The 17122-nt window shown below is 53.2% G+C and carries 16 protein-coding genes and 1 tRNA gene; 8 read left to right on the top strand and 9 right to left on the bottom strand.

Features of this window, described 5'->3' with window-relative positions; all coding sequences use genetic code 11:
* Positions 1–77: 77 nt before the first annotated feature.
* Both WCX19_RS10200 and WCX19_RS10195 read left to right on the top strand, forming a co-directional pair.
* Entirely contained in the window at positions 78–518 is a 441-nt protein-coding gene (locus WCX19_RS10200) for a plastocyanin/azurin family copper-binding protein (RefSeq protein ID WP_373007758.1), read from the top strand.
* Between the two features lie 2 nt (positions 519–520).
* The gene (locus WCX19_RS10195) at positions 521–739 is read left to right on the top strand and encodes a hypothetical protein (RefSeq protein WP_373007756.1); all 219 of its coding nucleotides are present in this window, start codon (positions 521–523) and stop codon (positions 737–739) included.
* Positions 740–891: 152 nt separating this feature from the next.
* On the opposite strand, the gene WCX19_RS10190 is transcribed toward WCX19_RS10195, so the two are convergent.
* The 6 genes from WCX19_RS10190 to WCX19_RS10165 all read right to left on the bottom strand — a co-directional run bounded on the left by WCX19_RS10190 (position 892) and on the right by WCX19_RS10165 (position 5316).
* Complete coding sequence (locus WCX19_RS10190; RefSeq protein ID WP_373007754.1) at positions 892–1095, bottom strand: hypothetical protein; 204 nt, start codon at positions 1093–1095, stop codon at positions 892–894.
* 326 nt (positions 1096–1421) lie between these two features.
* Positions 1422–1506 (bottom strand) — tRNA-Ser (locus WCX19_RS10185).
* A 151-nt stretch (positions 1507–1657) separates the two neighbouring features.
* Positions 1658–3256, bottom strand: a complete 1599-nt coding sequence (gene thsA / locus WCX19_RS10180; RefSeq protein ID WP_373007752.1) for a thermosome subunit alpha — start codon at positions 3254–3256, stop codon at positions 1658–1660.
* A gap of 85 nt (positions 3257–3341) precedes the next feature.
* Entirely contained in the window at positions 3342–3947 is a 606-nt protein-coding gene (locus WCX19_RS10175) for an orotate phosphoribosyltransferase-like protein (RefSeq protein ID WP_373007750.1), read from the bottom strand.
* 22 nt (positions 3948–3969) lie between these two features.
* Positions 3970–4425 carry an NOB1 family endonuclease gene (locus tag WCX19_RS10170; protein ID WP_373007748.1) on the bottom strand — a complete coding sequence of 152 codons (456 nt, stop codon included), beginning with the start codon at positions 4423–4425 and terminating at the stop codon, positions 3970–3972.
* Between the two features lie 45 nt (positions 4426–4470).
* Positions 4471–5316: a ribose-phosphate diphosphokinase gene (locus tag WCX19_RS10165; RefSeq protein WP_373007746.1), complete on the bottom strand. Its 846-nt coding sequence runs from the start codon at positions 5314–5316 to the stop codon at positions 4471–4473.
* Positions 5317–5503: 187 nt separating this feature from the next.
* Between WCX19_RS10165 and lonB the strand changes: the two genes are divergently transcribed.
* From lonB to WCX19_RS10150, 3 genes are read left to right on the top strand one after another with little or no spacing between them, the layout of a single operon-like run.
* Positions 5504–7486 carry an ATP-dependent protease LonB gene (gene lonB / locus WCX19_RS10160; protein WP_373007744.1) on the top strand — a complete coding sequence of 661 codons (1983 nt, stop codon included), beginning with the start codon at positions 5504–5506 and terminating at the stop codon, positions 7484–7486.
* Positions 7483–8823 (top strand): TldD/PmbA family protein, encoded by a 1341-nt coding sequence (locus WCX19_RS10155; protein ID WP_373007742.1) that lies wholly within the window; start codon positions 7483–7485, stop codon positions 8821–8823. The genes lonB and WCX19_RS10155 overlap by 4 nt, the downstream gene beginning before the upstream one ends.
* Entirely contained in the window at positions 8810–10099 is a 1290-nt protein-coding gene (locus WCX19_RS10150; protein ID WP_373007740.1) for a TldD/PmbA family protein, read from the top strand. The genes WCX19_RS10155 and WCX19_RS10150 overlap by 14 nt, the downstream gene beginning before the upstream one ends.
* A gap of 305 nt (positions 10100–10404) precedes the next feature.
* Here WCX19_RS10150 and WCX19_RS10145 read toward each other — a convergent pair whose 3' ends face one another.
* Together WCX19_RS10145 and WCX19_RS10140 are read right to left on the bottom strand one after the other, a co-directional pair.
* On the bottom strand, positions 10405–10983 hold the full coding sequence (locus tag WCX19_RS10145) for a GNAT family N-acetyltransferase (protein ID WP_373007738.1): 579 nt from the start codon (positions 10981–10983) through the stop codon (positions 10405–10407).
* The gene (locus tag WCX19_RS10140) at positions 10984–11130 is read right to left on the bottom strand and encodes a hypothetical protein (RefSeq protein WP_373007736.1); all 147 of its coding nucleotides are present in this window, start codon (positions 11128–11130) and stop codon (positions 10984–10986) included.
* A gap of 704 nt (positions 11131–11834) precedes the next feature.
* Between WCX19_RS10140 and WCX19_RS10135 the strand changes: the two genes are divergently transcribed.
* The 3 genes from WCX19_RS10135 to WCX19_RS10125 all read left to right on the top strand — a co-directional run bounded on the left by WCX19_RS10135 (position 11835) and on the right by WCX19_RS10125 (position 16514).
* The gene (locus tag WCX19_RS10135; protein WP_373007734.1) at positions 11835–13364 is read left to right on the top strand and encodes a hypothetical protein; all 1530 of its coding nucleotides are present in this window, start codon (positions 11835–11837) and stop codon (positions 13362–13364) included.
* Positions 13361–14236, top strand: a complete 876-nt coding sequence (locus WCX19_RS10130) for a PA14 domain-containing protein (protein ID WP_373007732.1) — start codon at positions 13361–13363, stop codon at positions 14234–14236. Before WCX19_RS10135 ends, WCX19_RS10130 begins: the two co-directional genes overlap by 4 nt.
* Positions 14237–14651: 415 nt before the next feature.
* The gene (locus WCX19_RS10125; protein WP_373007730.1) at positions 14652–16514 is read left to right on the top strand and encodes a PKD domain-containing protein; all 1863 of its coding nucleotides are present in this window, start codon (positions 14652–14654) and stop codon (positions 16512–16514) included.
* 435 nt (positions 16515–16949) lie between these two features.
* Here WCX19_RS10125 and WCX19_RS10120 read toward each other — a convergent pair whose 3' ends face one another.
* On the bottom strand, positions 16950–17111 hold the full coding sequence (locus tag WCX19_RS10120; protein ID WP_373007728.1) for a hypothetical protein: 162 nt from the start codon (positions 17109–17111) through the stop codon (positions 16950–16952).
* Between the last annotated feature and the right edge of the window lie 11 nt (positions 17112–17122).

Raw genomic sequence — 17122 nt, 5'->3', positions numbered from 1 at the left:
ACAGGTCTCATTCCCGTTCCCGTCAGCTTTTAAAATGCAGGGCTGTACATATCAGTGACAATGTGGAGTGTACTCTCATGAAACGCATTCTTCTCTGTATTGCAGTTGTTTTTCTCCTGCTCGCGGCAGGATGTACCCAGACTGCACAGCAGGGTCAGCCTGCTGCAACCGTAACAACAAAGATGCCGACACATACCTCGACGACTTCGGCACCGGTAGCTGCCGCAGCCACCGCTAATGCGGTCACAACAACCGCCTCGGTCTCGGACAATACCGTCCTCATCCAGAACATGGCATATAATCCGGCGCAGATCACAGTGAAGGCAGGCGAGATCGTGAGGTGGGTCAACAGGGATAAGGTTGTGCACTCGGTCGTGTTTTCCACGGATTCAAAGATCAATCCGTCCGGTGCGCTATCCGCCAGCCAGTCGTTCTCCGTGAAATTTGACGAAGCCGGTGTCTACAAGTATTCCTGCGGTATACACCCTCAAATGCAGGGCTCCGTGGTTGTGACCTGACGATGCTGCAGGAAATCTCTTTTTACCTGATTTTTGGCAAACCGCTCATCATGTACCTGGGGCTCCTGACACTCGCGGTTTTTCTCTTTACGGCTCTCATTGCCATCATGAACCGGCGTGGCATCCACACGATCCCCTTTGTCTGGCACCCCCGGTTTGCTGTGTTCTCCATTGCGTGTGCGGTGGTTCACGGGATGCTTGGCGTCCTGATGTTCTTTTAATTTTTTTGGCGCTTCCTGCGACGGAGTGGTGCGTGGGTAGCTGCGCCATTCCGAAAAAACTGGCAGGATAACGGGTGAAACGATTGACGCCCGAATTATGAGCGAATTTCCTTTGTTTAAAGACAGCCTGCCAAAAAAGAGTATCGGGCCAATCAGTAGCCGGCCACCCGAAGCAACGCACCGACGACTATGCCGAACATGGAAGAGGATGCTGATATCAGCCCGAGCAGGATATACCCGATCACCACCCCGATTTTTAAGGGTGTATAGGTACGGTTGATGTTGAGGCGCCGCACGGTACGGAAGGATTTGACCTCGGCTGAGATCTTCGGTTTGTTCTTTTTGATCCGGAACATAGACTTCACCTTAAGGGTTAGTTGGGAATGCGGTGTGGCAACGGTACGGGATATCTACAGGTAAGCTATAATCAGAATATATTATATTTAAATTTTTTTGTATGCTGGAACTGGGAAATGCAGAAAAATATAAGTTTTAATTACTATTAAAGGCCAAAAAATCCGATTTTTAGAAATCTCCCGACAGATGTCCCACAAAAAGGGGCTGTGGTTGTTTACGCTTTAGGAAAAAAACCATTTTATAATTTGGTAAAGACTCTGCTTCTCTCCCACGCCGAAAATGAAATCATTAATTTTTACGTCGGATTATGAACCAACTGTTCTCACGCCGAGGGGGAGATTTGAACTCCCGAGGCGCAGAGCGCCAGTAGCTTTCGAGGCTACCGCCTTCCCGGACTAGACTACCTCGGCACCCGGTTCAGATCAATTTCTTTGCGATTCCACTAATAGTTATCTGATTTTCATCGCCCCGCACGAATCCGGTATGTTAATCTGGACATGACGTGCCGGGTGCAGATCCGTATTACAAATCACAAAAAAGGTAGGGTATTCTTGTCCGGGCTTATGCCATCGGTGGCATGCCCGGGGCTCTCTTGGACTGCGTGATCATCATGTCGTCAACACGGATCAGCATGATGGCAGTCTCGGAAGCGCTCTGGATGGACTGGCGCTTTGACCGGAGCGGTTCGAGGACGCCCTCGGCCTTCATATCGATAACTTCGCCCGTGTAGACATTGAGGCCGGCGGTCTTCTTGCCCTTTGCATGGGCGTTCTTGAGTGCGACCAGCTTGTCGATCGGGTTGTACCCCGAGTTCTCGGCAAGGGTGCGGGGGATGGTCTCAAAGGCCGTTGCGTAGCCTTCGATAGCGAGCTGAACCCGGCCACCGACGGTCTCGGCATAGTCCCGGATCTTCATTAAAAGCTCGGTCTCGACAGCGCCGCCGCCGACAACATAGGTGCCGTCCTCGATTGCGTCCATGACAACGCGGGTTCCGTCAACGACGGCACGTTCGAGTTCGTCAAGGAGGTAGTCGCTCGTGCCCCGGAGGAGGATGGTGATCGTCTTGGGGTTCTTGCAGCCGGAGATCCTTGTAATATCCAGATCGTTGTCCTCTTCGACAGCCTCGGCATGGCCGAGATCCTTTGCGGTCAGGTCTTCAGGCTTGTTGACAATGTTTGCATTCAGCGCCCGGGCAGCGTACTTGAGATCCTTTTCCGGGACATCTTCAACGGCATAAATACCGTTCTTTGCAAGGAAGAACTGGACCGGGTCCGCGATGCCCTTCTGGCAGAACACGACATTCGCGCCGGCGTTTGTTATGGAATCGGCGAGTTTCCTTAAGGTCGCCCGCTCCTGCTCGGAGAAGGCTGCAATCTGGTCGGCCGTTGTGATCTTGATCTTCGCCTTCATCTGGGTCTTTGTGATCTCCATCGGGGTCGAAATGAGTGCAACTTTGGCTTTGGTGACCTTCTTTGGCATGTCCTCGCTGAGGCGCTTCTTGTCAAGGACAATCCCGCGGACGAGCTCGGCGTCGTCCATGGACTTGCCCTTCTGCTTCTTGATCATCACATCGTCTTCGTCGGCAAGGTATTTTCCGTCGACCTTCTCTGCGATGGTCATGACCGCATCAACAATGATGCCGTCGAGTTTTCCCTTGACCGATTCGATCGATTTGCCGGTGATCGCGGTGTCGGCGATCTTCACGAGCGTCTTCCGGTCCTTCGGGTCGACCTTGAAGGAGAGGGACTCTGTGATCTCAAGAGCCTTCTGCATGCCCAGCCGGTATCCGTGTGCGATAACGGTCGGGTGGATGCCCTGTTCGAGCAGGTGCTCTGCCTGTTCCATCAGCGAACCGGCGATGACGACGGCAGTCGTGGTTCCGTCGCCGACCTCGTCATCCTGGGTCTTTGCCACTTCGATGACCATCTTTGCGCCGGGGTGCTGGACCGAGAGCTCCTGTAAAATCGTCGCCCCGTCATTGGTGATGACAATGTCGCCGGTCGAATCCACGAGCATCTTGTCCATGCCCCGGGGACCGAGTGTTGTCCGGACCGCACCGGCAATTGCCTTTGCGGCCATAATATTCGAGCGCTGGGCCTCCTTGCCCGTGTTACGCTCCACATTGTCTTTTAGGATGATAATTGGTTGACCTGATAACATAGATAATCCTCTAAGTGTTGTAAAAGGTGGAATTGAACTTCTATATATACCATTCCCTTGCGGGGTCCCGGGAAAAAATGAATGGTTAATCAATACGGGATATTTTGAAGAGTGAATAGACCGGCACGCCATCAATATCCTTGATGCCGCGCTTATCGAAGATCACCCAGATCGCGACCGGGACCGCCCCGTGTTTCTTCAAGTACTTGACGACCTCCCGCATCGTATTGCCCGATGTGATCACATCATCGACGATGATGCAGCGCTCATCGGCCACAGCGGCAAAGTTCCCGCTGATCGACCCGATGGGGTGTTCGCTTGTGTTCTGCTTTGACGGATGGTAAATGGCAAGCTTTGTTGCCTCCTGAACGGAGATAACCGTTGCAAGCGGGATGCCCGAGAGAGCGATACCCACGATGACACCGGCAGCAGGAGATGCCGGGTCTTTCTCTGCCGTATAGTACCGGTTGAGGAGCATCTGGGCAATTCCATCGAGAAGCGGGGCCTGGCTGCTTACTGCCGTCCAGTCGATATGGACGTCTTTTGGTGCAGCGGACCCGCCCTTTGCCTGGGTTAAGAGCCAGGTCACCGTTTCCATGGAGAGCGAGAGCTCGTCTGCAATCTGGCCGGGGCTGTGTCCCTCGGATAACAGCACTTTTGCCCGGGCGATCAGATCGTCAAGGGAAGACATGAAAGAAAAGATTTGTGGTAATCTATTTAAGTTTTCGTTTAATATTTGAGCCGCAGACCGGGCATTCCCCGTCGTTTTTAAAATACCGGCCGCAGCCGCTGCACCGGTATTTCCATGCAATCTTTTTTGCGGCCCGCTGCCGGAGCGGCTGCACGGCAATCCCCATCCCCGCTGCCACGTTCTGGATCGCAAAATCGTCCGTGAAGATGGTGGCCCCGAGTTCACCGGCAAGGGCGAGCACATCGCAGTCGGTGCCGGAGATCACCGGGAGATCCCCGGATTTTCTGGCGGCTTCCTTTACCCGTGCGAGTCCCTCTGTGGCAGGAGTGCGGACCTGGAGCCCGGCGGCTTCGAGCAGGTCGAACCGGCATTTGCTCTTGAGATCCACGAGTTCTTCAACCACGGATGGGGTCGTGTAACACTCGCCGTCGACCGGGTAATCCGTAAAAAAGACCGTGGAATCAAGGACGCATTTCATCTCATACTCGCAAACGCTGATGGCAGGGCCGCCGGTTCCTGCCCGTTAGTTCTTGATGGCCGATGCAATGCAGGAGGCGGCGGAGATCCGGCTGCATCCCCGCTCGATGGTGTCGCTGCAGAAAATTTCCCGGATCCCGCTGGCTTTTAAATGGACGTACGCCCCGCCGATCAGGACACCGTGGACGCAGGCGGCGCAGACCTCCGTTGCCCCCTGTTTGTACAGCATACCTGCTGCCGTTGCGATCGTGCTGCCGGTCGAGATGATGTCATCAACGATAACCACAGAGCGCGATGCGGCACAGAGTTTCTTTGGCGCCATCTTCACCTCGACTCCTGATATCCGGGTCTTCTCCAGGTGGTCGCAGTCCCATCCGCCCACGGAGGCTACATCTTCTGCAAAGGCCAGAGCCCCGTCATCGGGAGCGAGGATCAGCGGATCTTCGAGATCCATGGATTTGATGTATGCCCCCACGTCTTTTGCGAGCGAGATGTTTCTGGTCGGCACGCCAAAATATTTCAGCACGTCAGGCTCGTGGATGTTGACCGTGATGCAGTCCTCAATCCCCTCCTTAAAAAGCCGGGCAATGGCACGGGCGCTGATCGGCTCCCCGTCATGGAACCGCTTGTCCTGCCGGGCGTATCCCATGTAGGGGAGGACGAGGTGGTTTTTCGATGTGTCGCAGGCGTCGATCAAGAGAAGCAGCTGGACGAGCGCATCGTTATCAGTGACGCTTCCGATAATAACGGTCTCATCATCGAGCGCTCCTGCCGAAAGATAGAGTTCCCCGTCCGGGAAACGTGAAAATTTTACATCGACAATGTCAGTATTGAGGGCACCGGCAATGCGTGAGGCAAGAACCTGGGATTTTTCCGTGCTGATCACTTTCATGATAACAAACCTGTCCCGTGGGCTTATGTGGGCGTACCTTTCCCTGCCTTACTATTACATCCTGCTGGTTGTATTATTTTTGCATAGCGCGTGAGGTGACAGAGTTTTTGTAATTGCTACAAAGTACTTAAACTATCATGCGTCAAATTATATGGAAACCGAAGGGTGAAAAGAGGTAAAATTTCTAATGGAAAACTCGGAACCAGCAGTACCGGTGCACGATGAGGTAGTCTCCCCGGTCCCACAGCCAGAGCCCGCAAATCCCGGGGCAGCAGCGTCCCAACCTGATACTACCGGTCAGGAGGCAAATGTCGAAGGAGCATCCTCCCAGATCGAGGTTCCGGCAAAGCTGATCGACCAGGTGATCGGCCAGGAGCGTGCGGTCGAAGTGATCCGGAAAGCCGCGATCCAGCGCCGGCATGTCATGATGATCGGGAGCCCGGGGACCGGCAAGTCGATGCTTGCAAAGGCGATGGCCGAGCTCCTGCCAAAAGAGGAGCTCCTTGATATTCTCGTCTACCCGAACTCCGATGATTCCAACAACCCGATCATCCGGACTGTCGCTGCAGGCAGGGGCAAGCAGATCGTCGCCGCCCACAAGGCCGAGGCCAAGAAAAAGGTCCAGTTCAGGAACACCCTTCTCCTGGTCCTCATCATAGGCATTATCGGGTACGCGCTCATCACCATGCAGATTCTCTTTGGGATTCTTGCAGCAGCGTTCGTATTCATGGCACTCCGGTACACGACACCCCGCGAGGAGGTGATGGTGCCGAAGCTTCTCGTTTCCAACGACACCAAGAAAGCGGCCCCCTTTATCGATGCAACAGGTTCGCACGCCGGGGCACTTCTCGGAGATGTCCGGCACGACCCGTTCCAGAGCGGGGGATTAGAGACCCCGGCGCATGACCGTGTCGAGGGTGGAGCCATTCACCGTGCGAACGGCGGGGTGCTCTTCATCGACGAGATCAATACTCTTGACCCCCACTCACAACAGAACCTGCTTACCGCGCTTCAGGAAGGGGAATTCCCCATCACCGGCCAGAGTGAACGATCGAGCGGTGCGATGGTGAGAACAGAACCTGTCCCGTGCAGGTTCGTAATGGTTGCGGCAGGCAATCTCGATGCGATACAAGGCATGCACCCGGCGCTGCGTTCCCGTATCCGTGGCTATGGGTACGAGGTCTACATGGCCGAGAGCATGGATGATACGCCAGAGAACCGTGAAAAGTATGTCCGGTTCATTGCGCAGGAAGTTAAAAACGACGGGAAGATCCCGCATCTCGACAAGAGTGCCATTGAGGAGATCTTCCGCGAGGCCCGCCGGCGCTCGAACCGCAAGGGGCACCTGACCTTAAAACTCCGTGACATGGGGGGGCTCATCCGTATCGCCGGCGATATCGCCCGGCAGGAAGGGGCGACTCTTACCACTGCAGCTCATGTTATCCTGGCGAAGACAACGGCCCGGACGATCGAGGATCAGGTATCGGACGAGTACATCCGCAGGAGCCGGGAATACGAGCTCACGGTGATCGAGGGGACCCGGATCGGGCGCGTCAACGGGCTGGCGGTCATGGGAACTGACTCAGGATCGGTGCTCCCGATCATGGCTGAAGTAACGCCGGCACAGGGTGCGAGCGGTTCGGTGATCGCCACCGGTATGCTAAAGGAGATCGCGCAGGAATCGATCAAGAACGTGAGTGCGATCCTCAAGAAATTCACCGGTAAAGATGTGAAAAATATCGATATTCATATCCAGTTTATCGGCACCTATGGCGGTGTTGAAGGTGACTCAGCTTCGATCAGCGTGGCAACGGCCGTGATCAGCGCAATCGAGGGCATCCCGGTGCGGCAGGACGTTGCCATGACCGGCTCGCTCTCTGTCCGGGGCGACGTGCTCCCTGTAGGTGGCGTGACGTTCAAGATCGAAGCGGCGGCAAAGGCCGGGATCAAGACCGTGCTCATCCCCCGAACCAACATCAACGATGTGATGATTGAAGAGAAATACAAGCCTCTCGTGACGATTATCCCTGTAGATACCATCGATGAGGTACTCAAACACGCGCTTGTTCCCGAGAATATGGACGGGTTCCTTTCGAAGCTCAAACAGATGGCGGTACGGTCTACATCGGTGTTTGTGGAGACTCCGACCATCAACAAGACACCGGCATGACCGAGACGCCTGGCATCCGGTATTACGACCTGCGGCAGGTAAGTGGGCAGTCTACCCATGTTGATGTCGATATGGGTGTGATTGAGTCTGCAGGCACCACTTTTTATAACAAGGCCGTGATCCGGGTCCTTGGCCCCCGAGGGTGGGGGATTCTCCAGATCGATAATTACACGCCCGTATCCGGTAAAAAATTCGAGGAACTTCTTGCATCCGCCGAAAAGCTTGCGCTGGTGGCTGACGATACGGTCAACATTGGGGATGCACCCCGCACGATACTGGCAGTTCCCCCGGTAAAAGAGGACTGCCGTAACGTAAGTATCGAAGAGAAAGCGGAGTTGCTCCTTGCGATAGAGAAGGCAGCGGACCTGCCGCTGGTGACCAGCCGGCGGGCAAATTACCTTGAACGGATCGAGAACGTCCGGTTCATGGACAGCTCCGGCAGCGAATACTCTTATGAATGCTGCCGGTCGGGGTTTTCTGTGATGGCGGTCGCGTCACGGAACGGAATTGTCCAGATGGGCTATGAGCCGGACCACACTATACGCGGCTTCAACCTCCGGCACCGGGAGGATATGGGCAGGAAAGCGGCGGAGATGGCAGTCTCCCTGCTGGATGCAGGTCTCGCAAAAGGCGGGAAGATGCATGCCATCCTTGACCCGGAACTTGCCGGGGTTTTCGCGCACGAAGCCGTGGGCCATGCGAGCGAAGGCGACCTTATCGAAGAGGGAAACTCGGTCCTCAAAGGGAGGACCGGCGAAAAGATCGGGCATGCCTCGCTCACAATCGTTGACGACCCGTCCCTTCATGAGTTCGGGTTTGAGCCGGTCGATGCCGAAGGGATCGCGGTGGCAAGAACCGAGATCATCCGGGCTGGGAGGGTCAACTCGTTCCTCCATAACCGGCAGACGCTTGCGGCGATCGGAAACGGCGTTGCCGGCCATGCCCGGGCGATGCCCGGGGAACCTCCGTTAGTACGGATGAGCAACACGTTCATCGAGGCCGGCGACGCGACCGATGAAGAGATCTTTTCGGAATGCAAAAACGGGATCTTCCTTGCCGGTTCCCGGGGCGGGCAGGTCGATCCGGGTCGGGGCGTCTTCCAGTTCAACGCGGAGTACGGGTACCTGATAGAGAACGGGGAGAAGACTCGTATGGTAAGAGATGTCTCGCTCTCGGGTGAGATCTTAAAAACGCTCCACGGGATCGTCCTGTGCGGGAAAGAAAGGGTAATGCACTCGGGATACTGCGGGAAAGGCGGGCAGAGCGTGCCGGTGAGCGACGGCGCCCCGCTGGTGCTCCTGCGTGATGCGGTGGTGGGTGGCAGTGGCGTGGATTGAGGAACTCTTAAAGCAGGGTGAAAAAAAGGTCGACGAACTTGAGGTCTACTCTTTTTCCGGGACTTCAGTCTCCGCTGACTTAAAACAGCGCAAAGTCAGCCTCTGCTCATCATCGATCGAGACCGGGCTGTGCATCCGCACCATCGACAAGGGGAAGATCGGTGCGTCGAGTACGAACGACCCCGGGCAGTGGCAGGCCTGTCTCGATGCGGCCATAGCAGGCGGCCGGCTTGCCACGTCGCAGGAATGGCAGGGGCTGCCGGACCCGGTCACGCTCCCGGCAGAGGATCTCGCGTACGATCCGTCCCTTCTGGTCGAACCGGCAATGGCCCACGACCTGCTTTTGAAGATGCTGGACGGAGCGGCAGCGCACCCGGAGGCATCGGTAACATCGGGTGGAGCAGGGATCGCGGTGGGGGAGATCACCTTTGCGAACAGTCACGGCATCCGGTACGTGTCCCGGGAGTCTGATGTCTCCATCTCGCTCGAAGCGATCAGCGGCCAGTCCACCGGGTACGAATTCGATCATGCCTTTTCACGGGGGTTGGTGAACCCGGGAAATGTCGGTGAACAGGCAGCATTCCTTGCCTCCCGGTCGGCTGGCGGGAAGGATATCCCGACAGGGGAATACGATGTTATCCTCTCCCCTATGGCATATGCAGACCTGCTTTCGAGCATCTTTGTCCCGGCGCTCTCGGGCAGGAACGTACTCCAGGGCCGCTCGAAACTGGCCGGCCGGATCGGTGAAACGGTCACCGCCCCGCTGCTCTCCCTGTATGACGATCCCCACCGTAAGGGAGAAGGCGGGAGCACGTGGTTTGATGCCGAGGGTACTCCCACGAAAAGGCTGGACTTTGTCAGGGACGGGGTTCTCACGGCATTTGCCTACGATCTCAAGACCGCCTACCGGGCCGGCAGGGAATCCACCGGGAGTGCCGTCAGGGGAGGGTTTGCCGGGCTTCCTGCGATCGGCCATCATAATTTTGTCGTGGACGGGAAGCGTGACGATATTTTCGATGAACCGGCGATCTACGTCAACAGCGTGGTGGGGGCACACACCGCAAATCCTATGAGCGGGGATTTCTCGGTCGAAATGTCAAACCCGTTCCGCGTAGAGAACGGTGAACTTGCGGAGCCAATCCGGGGAGCAATGCTCTCCGGTAACTTCTTCGATCTCCAACGACAGATTGTTGCTCTCGGAAAAGAGAGCCGGGCCGTTGGATCGTATATCCTCCCCCCGGTAAAAATGAATGATGTGCGGGTCATTGGTCAGTGACTATGAGCGGGCAGATATCGATAATGCCACAAAGAGTGGCACCATTCATATTCGTATGATGCGTCTACCTTGAACGTGCGAAAACAAACCGATCCTTTTTCCCAGAAAATTGAATTGCTCGTGCAGAGCTCCTCAGCGTTCGGCGGGATAGTAACTGGCGCATTCACATTTGAAGAGGGAAATCTGGCAGAGAGTATCCTTAAGCAACCCCCGCAATGGATCCCGCCATGCGTTTCTGGTGGCGGATCTCGCAGGGTGACAAGAATTCGCGAATGAAAAGAAATCCGGTTTTGTGGAAACCCCGATTAATGCCGTTTTTCCCCGAAATCGCTTAATACTGAATTCTTCCTTACTCTCTCAAGTTCCTTGTGAATATCGATATAAAGGGGAATGGTTTCCCTCATCGTTAGTTTTTTAGGATCCATAATCGCCTCTTGAAAACCGAACTTTTTATAGAACCCGACTGCGGTCGGTTTTGCATCGACAGTAATAATTCTGCATCCGATATGTGCCGAGAGCCGGATCCAGAGTGCGAAAATCTTCAATAACGCGTAGCGGCCTATCCCCTGCCGTTCGAACTCCTGATGAGTGGCCAGGCGGGCAATTTTTAGGGCAGGGTATGTACCATATTTAAAATCCGGGTCTCCATCTCCATCGACAAGTTCCCCCTTCTTAATAACATCAGTAACCAGTGTAAAATAACCGACAAGCCGCCCTTGATACAAAACAAGTCTTGTGACCGATATACGGTCAATCTGTTTTTGATAAGCGTCCTCGATCAGAAAACCCTTCAATTCAGTATTGTTACATTTAAAAGTGGGGAGAAGATGAAGATGATCGGCAGTGAGGACTAAAAAATCAAGATCTTCAAATTTGACGCTCATTTAAAGACGGGATCTATCAGCTAATTCGGCAGCTTCTCTAATCAGCTTGCGACCTTCTTTGGTATATGTCGGATTATCAATATATTTTTGAAATCTGATAGACTCTTCCCGGTCGAGAACAAGTCCCAGTTCAATCGGCTTTGCCATGGTTGCCCGCACTCCTGTTAATGATATCTACGTATGTCTCGATATTATAAAATTGTGGTCAAAATAACATACCGTTGCCAGTTACGACGGCACCGGGACCGCAGGCCTATAAAGCAAGCAGAGTAGACTCAAACCGCCAGCCGGGTGCCCCCGCTTCCACGCATCCTGCCACAATTTCTTTGTGGACTTCCAGCGGTCAATAAAAAATTCCGGAACGATGGGCAGGGGGGGTACCCGCCACTCCCAAAAAGGAGAGGTACCCCGACCCCCCGACCGATTTTTTTAAAAGCCGTACCCCCACCCCCCTGTCCGGGCACATGACTGGGGACTACCCCCCCTGATTGCACCAGTGCAACCAGTGCTTCGCGTGGAGTTATCGTCGGAACCCCTATTTTGACGACCGATGGCTTGGGGGGGGAGGGGCCTCTTTTCTTGCAAATGGGTACCCCCCACTCCCAAAAGTGAGAGGTACCCCGACCCCCCGACCGATTTTTTTAAAAGCCGTACCCCCACCCCCTTGTTCTGGCTTGAGAGTGGGGGGTGCCACCTTCGTACAAAAGAGGGGGTTGGCACATACACAAATGGCACCCGGGCGGGATTGCAGAAACTCTTAACAACCATATCCTGACAGCGATCATTATCGGGCACCACAAAAACAGACACTAACAACTTTATAAATCAAGCCATAAACGGATAATCTGAATATGAGAAGTGGTAGTGCGGGGCACGATAAGGACCGGGCTCTTTCTGAAGTAATCGGGTTTGTGCTAATCCTCGGGGTCATTACCGCAGCATTTTCCCTGTATCTCATATATGGGGTCCCGGCACAGGGCCGCGAGAACGAGATCCTTCACATGAACGAGGTAAAGGATCAGTTCGTTGCATACAAACTCAGCCTGGATTCACTTTTCAATAACAACAAAGTCGGAACATCGGTGAGCGACTCCTTTACGCTGGGAACTACCGGGGGGTTCACTCAGGGATCAAACAGTATCATCCCGATCATGAGTCCGGTCAGTTCAAGCGGGGTGATCGCGATCAACCAGAGAACACCGGAAACGTTGAATATCTCATCATATTCGATGATTCTGGATCCAAACGTGCATACCTCATCGGCACTCTCCCTTGGTGTATCCACGATGATCAATTCCACGCCACAGCACATCTATGTCAATATCTCAAATATCCTTGCTACCGATCTTCAGACAGCAACCCCTACGAATTACGGACTTCAGATGAAGGGGACGGGATGGATGGCAACGATAAATATCAGCCCCCGCATGACCCCTTACATGAAGTCTACAATAACCACATCCACATCATCAACTGCCTGCACATCCGGACAACCAACCGGAACGTCTGGAACTGGATCTGGTACTACTTATTATTGCCTTAATACCGCTCAAGGAACTCTTTATAATGGAACTGATATCAGCATATCAGTATTCAAGAATAATGGATCATCGATCCAAAGTCTTCCGGTGTACAATACGATCTCAACCGGGAATTATACGGTTGACATAATGGATCCTGCATATGGTATCCAGTCGATAATGCAGTATCCGGATACTCTCACGCTGTCAAACACGCTCTACATCTACAATCACACGAATAACAATGCGCATATAACCGGAAACGGTAACGTGGTATATGGTTACACCGAAGGGACATACACTATGCCCCCACTGGCTCTCGGCGCACTGGAATACCGTACAAATAATAACTACTGGATCCCCCAGACCTATTATTACCAGATGGGGGGTGTATTCCTCGCCCAGAATGACGGGAATATCACCTGGAAACTCCCCCCGGAAATCTCGTTTTCAAACAATATGACAACCAATATCGTCACCGTGAACATCAATGCCCTTACACTTGACGACAGTTCTACAGGGATCGTTGGCGGCAACAGCGCAATCCAGGTTAGAACAACCTTAAACAGTATCACCCCGCTCCCCTTTGCTCCGGTTGCTTTGGGAAGGGCCAATACCAAATGGATTCGTATAGGTGTCAAAACGTCCGATGATCAGGCTCGGGCAATGTGGAAAAATTACTTCACGGAAACAGCCATGGTTGCCGGAATTTCCAATACCACTATCGGCAATACCACGACCGAGAGTTACATCATTATCAATGGCATCGACGGGTCCAATGGTATCTATGATATCAACGTCATTGCATCGAATGGAATATACAGCCCCTCAGTTCATGGCGTGGGCGGGATACTGCAGTGACCCCCCGGGGGCTGAACGATGCCGGGTTATCCGGTACTGTCGGTGCCGTTTTGCTGATCGTCGTCGTGGTCGCCGGGATGGCGATCCTGATGGTTGCCGTGCTCTCCCAGCCCCAGCCGCAGAAAATCCCGGCCATGACTGCTGAAGTGATAAGTAATACCAATGGATTTTACCTCAAACATGATGGCGGGGACCCCCTGCAGAAAGGACAATTCCGGATCCTTGTCGACGGGCAGGATAAGACTGCGGCATTTGGCGACCCGGCAACCTGGGCGATAGGACAGACTCTGAAATATTCCGATTACGATCTCCAGAACATCCCGGTCACGATCCAGGTTGTATATACCGGGGGGGGTTACTGGCAGACCCTTGAACAGCTCTGGGTAAAACCACCCACATACACACACGGTTTTATCGCGAATTACTATAATGACGAGACCTGGACTAATCTGGCAGGAACCAGAATTGACAATGAGATCCAGTACGCAAATGCAGATGCCAATACGACCTTTTGGCTCCATGCACCTACGGATGAGTCAAACTGGCCAGTCCCGATGGTCGGGCGATATATAAGTTTCAGCGTTACATGGGAGGGGTATTTACTCGTGACACAGGCGGATACCTATACCTTTAGTCTTACGTCAGATGACGGATCCTGGCTCTGGATTGACGAAAGGCTGGTGATTGATCACAGTGGGAGTGATCCTCAGGTGCCAAAGACCGGGACAATCACCCTTACCCCCGGCTACCATCATATTGTTGTGAAGATGTACCAACACTATAGTCTGGCGGTTGCCCGGCTCCAGTATTCCAGTTCGACAATGTCTCTCCAGCAGGTTACTAATGTCTGGCACACGTCAACCAGCTCATAACCCCGGGATACGTCCCAAGAACCCCCCAGGTACCCTCCAGATTGTGTATACAGGGAGTGGTGGCGAAAAAACGATCGAGCAGGTCTGGGTAACTGCCCCGACCCCGACAGGGTGACCAGTATCCTTCCAGGGCCGGTGACATCATAACTTTTGGACATTCAGGGAACGGGAGTACAGCCACCTGTCAGAATCCGGCCCCTGCCAGTTTTCCCCAATTTAGAGGAGATTCTGGGGTCAGTATCAGCATCTCCGATGAGGCACCAAGTACAATCACAAAACCATGGCATTCCGATCATGGAGTTCTCTTGGGAGGAGATCCTATCACCGTGGCTGTTTTAACTCCCATGAGGGAATAGGTTAATGTGATAAGATTCCCAGTGTGAGTAAGAACTATTGCATCAGAAAAGGGAAAAACATGAAGAGAACGCCATCGTCATCCCGACAGGAATCTGCGGTTTCAGAAGTAATCGGATCCATCCTTCTCGTCAGCGTGGTGGTAATCGGCATAGCCGTTATCGGCGTTGCACTCATGTCGCATTCCACCCCGGAAAAAATTCCGGCTCTGAGTGCGGTTATTTCCGAAGATACCTCGCAGGAGTCTATAAGGATCTATCATGACGGCGGGGACTCGATCTCTGCAGAGAATATGAAAATTCTCGTTGATGGCGTGACTCAACAGTTCTCCAAGGGTGGATCGCCAACCTGGTCCACGTGGGCTATGGGTGAATCCCTCAATTATACGTACTTAGGCGCCGCACCCGGCATGGTCCAGATTGTCTACACGGGCGGCAGTAGCTCGACCATTCTTGCCTCTTCGGATTTTGGAGGCCATGGCGGCAGCCCGACCACCGCAACAACCACCACAACGACGCCTGTTCAGACACCGGTAGCCAACTTTACCGCTACACCACTTAACGGCACCGCCCCGCTCATAGTCCAGTTCACTGACATTTCTGCGAACTCACCCACAGCCTGGTCGTGGGACTTTGGGGACTCCACAACTACCATAAATCAAAGCCCCATTCACAACTATACTGCCGCTGGCACATATACGGTTAAACTTACAGCCACCAATGCTGCCGGTAGTAACACGAACACAAAAGTGGGCTACATCACGGTCACGGCGGCACCACTTCTGCCGGTTGTCAACTTTACCGGGACACCCCTCTTGGGAACCAACCCGCTTACCGTTCAGTTCACCGACCTGTCAACGAACTCTCCCACTTTATGGTCATGGAACTTTGGCGATGGGAATACCACAAATGCCACGGTACAGAACCCGGTGCATACCTATTCGTCCATAGGGTTGTACACGGTATCGCTGAACGCCACCAATGTCTGGGGCAGCAACTCGCTCACAAATACGAACTACGTCAATGTATCCGTCTCGAATTTCACCTCGTACATCGTCCAGAACAGCGTCTTTGTCTACGGGACAAAGTTGAACTTCGCAGGAAGTAACGTGTATGGAGACGGATCGACCATCATCATTACCAGTCCTCTGTACAGCAGTACCCTGAACGGTGGTGCACAGATCGCTGTAAGTTACATCTATATTGACGGCGATGTCACCTTAAACACCGGGAGTACCGGCATGGGATCCCAGACTACACCGGGGAATATCACCATCAACGGAAACCTGAACCTGAACGGCGGGACACGGCACATCTACGGTGATGTCTATGTCGCCAAAAATCTTGTCCTTGAAAACGACAACATTCATGGGAATATGTACGTCAATGGTGATGTTACCTTAGCCTATGGGGTTCCTACCATTGATACAGATAAGTACATCTACTATACCGGCACGTTAACCTACCCCACAGGGTATGATCTGGATTTCGTAAACCGGTGCATTAAGCAGACCTCGGTCGCAAGTGTCTCCATGCCAAGCCTGACGATGCCTTCGTTAAAACCCGATTCATGGTACCAGACGCAGGGATACTCTACCAGTACCAGTGGTACACTGACAAATAACATGAAAGTAATTGCGGATAGTTATACTGCGTCAGACACTTGGGATACACCTGGTGTAAGTAATATCGTAATTATCGCCAGAACAGGAGATATCTCACTGGGTAGTGCAAGTGGATTCAACATGCATTATCCGGTTACCGGGGTTTTATTTGCGCCCAATGGGCAAGTGACCTTTAATGGGAACTCTTTCAAGGGGGTTGTCCTCGCCAAAAATGGGTTTACGGTTACAAGCGGCTCAACGACGATTACATTTACGAGCCTTGCCAATTACTTCAGCAGCGCGAACGATTACCCGTTCTAAAAATAGCCGCGGGTCTGACCGTTCACGTGGTGGGAGGGGGCACGATCTCCCCAAAGTATTTTTTTTGTTCTGCTGAAAACCCTGCTGATCCAATAAAACAAACACCCGGAAAACTGCGAATTGCCGGAAACGTGGAGGCAAACATGTTTCGTGCCGGAAAAATTCCGGCAAAAAACATTTCAGCCCGAAAAAGAGGTGTCAGTTAACTAACCGATAATCGGATAATTATCCGATTATCGGATGTGCAACTGACAAAATAATTTTGGCGCTGACGTGAATTTTCCGGCAGTTCCGGATTTTTACCAAAAAAACCGGATCGCCCGGGTCGGCAAATTTTTTTGGACCGAAAAAAATTCCGGATTTTTTCTTTTCGCGTGGAAAAAACAGGGATCTGATCGGGCCGGTTGCGGAATTACAGACACCACACTAACAACTTTACAAACCAACCCACATGCGAATAAACGGGACGGGATTTGCCAGTGCGACCACAATAAAGTTTAGTACTATGGCACCATTGTTCACGGTTAATAGCGATATACAGAGTTCAGCGACCAGCCCGTCCGGTTCAAGTGGAACAACCGTTGACATTACTGTCACAGCACTTGGCA

Origin of the sequence: Methanoregula sp. (assembly GCF_041663825.1) — an archaeon.
Taxonomy (GTDB): domain Archaea; phylum Halobacteriota; class Methanomicrobia; order Methanomicrobiales; family Methanospirillaceae; genus Methanoregula.
The sequence above is the reverse complement of the archived record's forward strand: the minus strand, read 5'-3'. Positions and strand labels throughout refer to the sequence as shown.

Bases quoted from the DNA above. Each gene is read 5' to 3' on its own strand.
- WCX19_RS10200 (WP_373007758.1), top strand. From the start codon at position 78: ATGAAACGCATTCTTCTCTGTATTGCAGTTGTTTTTCTCCTGCTCGCG.
- WCX19_RS10195 (WP_373007756.1), top strand. From the start codon at position 521: ATGCTGCAGGAAATCTCTTTTTACCTGATTTTTGGCAAACCGCTCATC.
- WCX19_RS10190 (WP_373007754.1), bottom strand. From the start codon at position 1,095: ATGTTCCGGATCAAAAAGAACAAACCGAAGATCTCAGCCGAGGTCAAA.
- thsA (WP_373007752.1), bottom strand. From the start codon at position 3,256: ATGTTATCAGGTCAACCAATTATCATCCTAAAAGACAATGTGGAGCGT.
- WCX19_RS10175 (WP_373007750.1), bottom strand. From the start codon at position 3,947: ATGTCTTCCCTTGACGATCTGATCGCCCGGGCAAAAGTGCTGTTATCC.
- WCX19_RS10170 (WP_373007748.1), bottom strand. From the start codon at position 4,425: ATGAAATGCGTCCTTGATTCCACGGTCTTTTTTACGGATTACCCGGTC.
- WCX19_RS10165 (WP_373007746.1), bottom strand. From the start codon at position 5,316: ATGAAAGTGATCAGCACGGAAAAATCCCAGGTTCTTGCCTCACGCATT.
- lonB (WP_373007744.1), top strand. From the start codon at position 5,504: ATGGAAAACTCGGAACCAGCAGTACCGGTGCACGATGAGGTAGTCTCC.
- WCX19_RS10155 (WP_373007742.1), top strand. From the start codon at position 7,483: ATGACCGAGACGCCTGGCATCCGGTATTACGACCTGCGGCAGGTAAGT.
- WCX19_RS10145 (WP_373007738.1), bottom strand. From the start codon at position 10,983: ATGAGCGTCAAATTTGAAGATCTTGATTTTTTAGTCCTCACTGCCGAT.
- WCX19_RS10140 (WP_373007736.1), bottom strand. From the start codon at position 11,130: ATGGCAAAGCCGATTGAACTGGGACTTGTTCTCGACCGGGAAGAGTCT.
- WCX19_RS10135 (WP_373007734.1), top strand. From the start codon at position 11,835: ATGAGAAGTGGTAGTGCGGGGCACGATAAGGACCGGGCTCTTTCTGAA.
- WCX19_RS10125 (WP_373007730.1), top strand. From the start codon at position 14,652: ATGAAGAGAACGCCATCGTCATCCCGACAGGAATCTGCGGTTTCAGAA.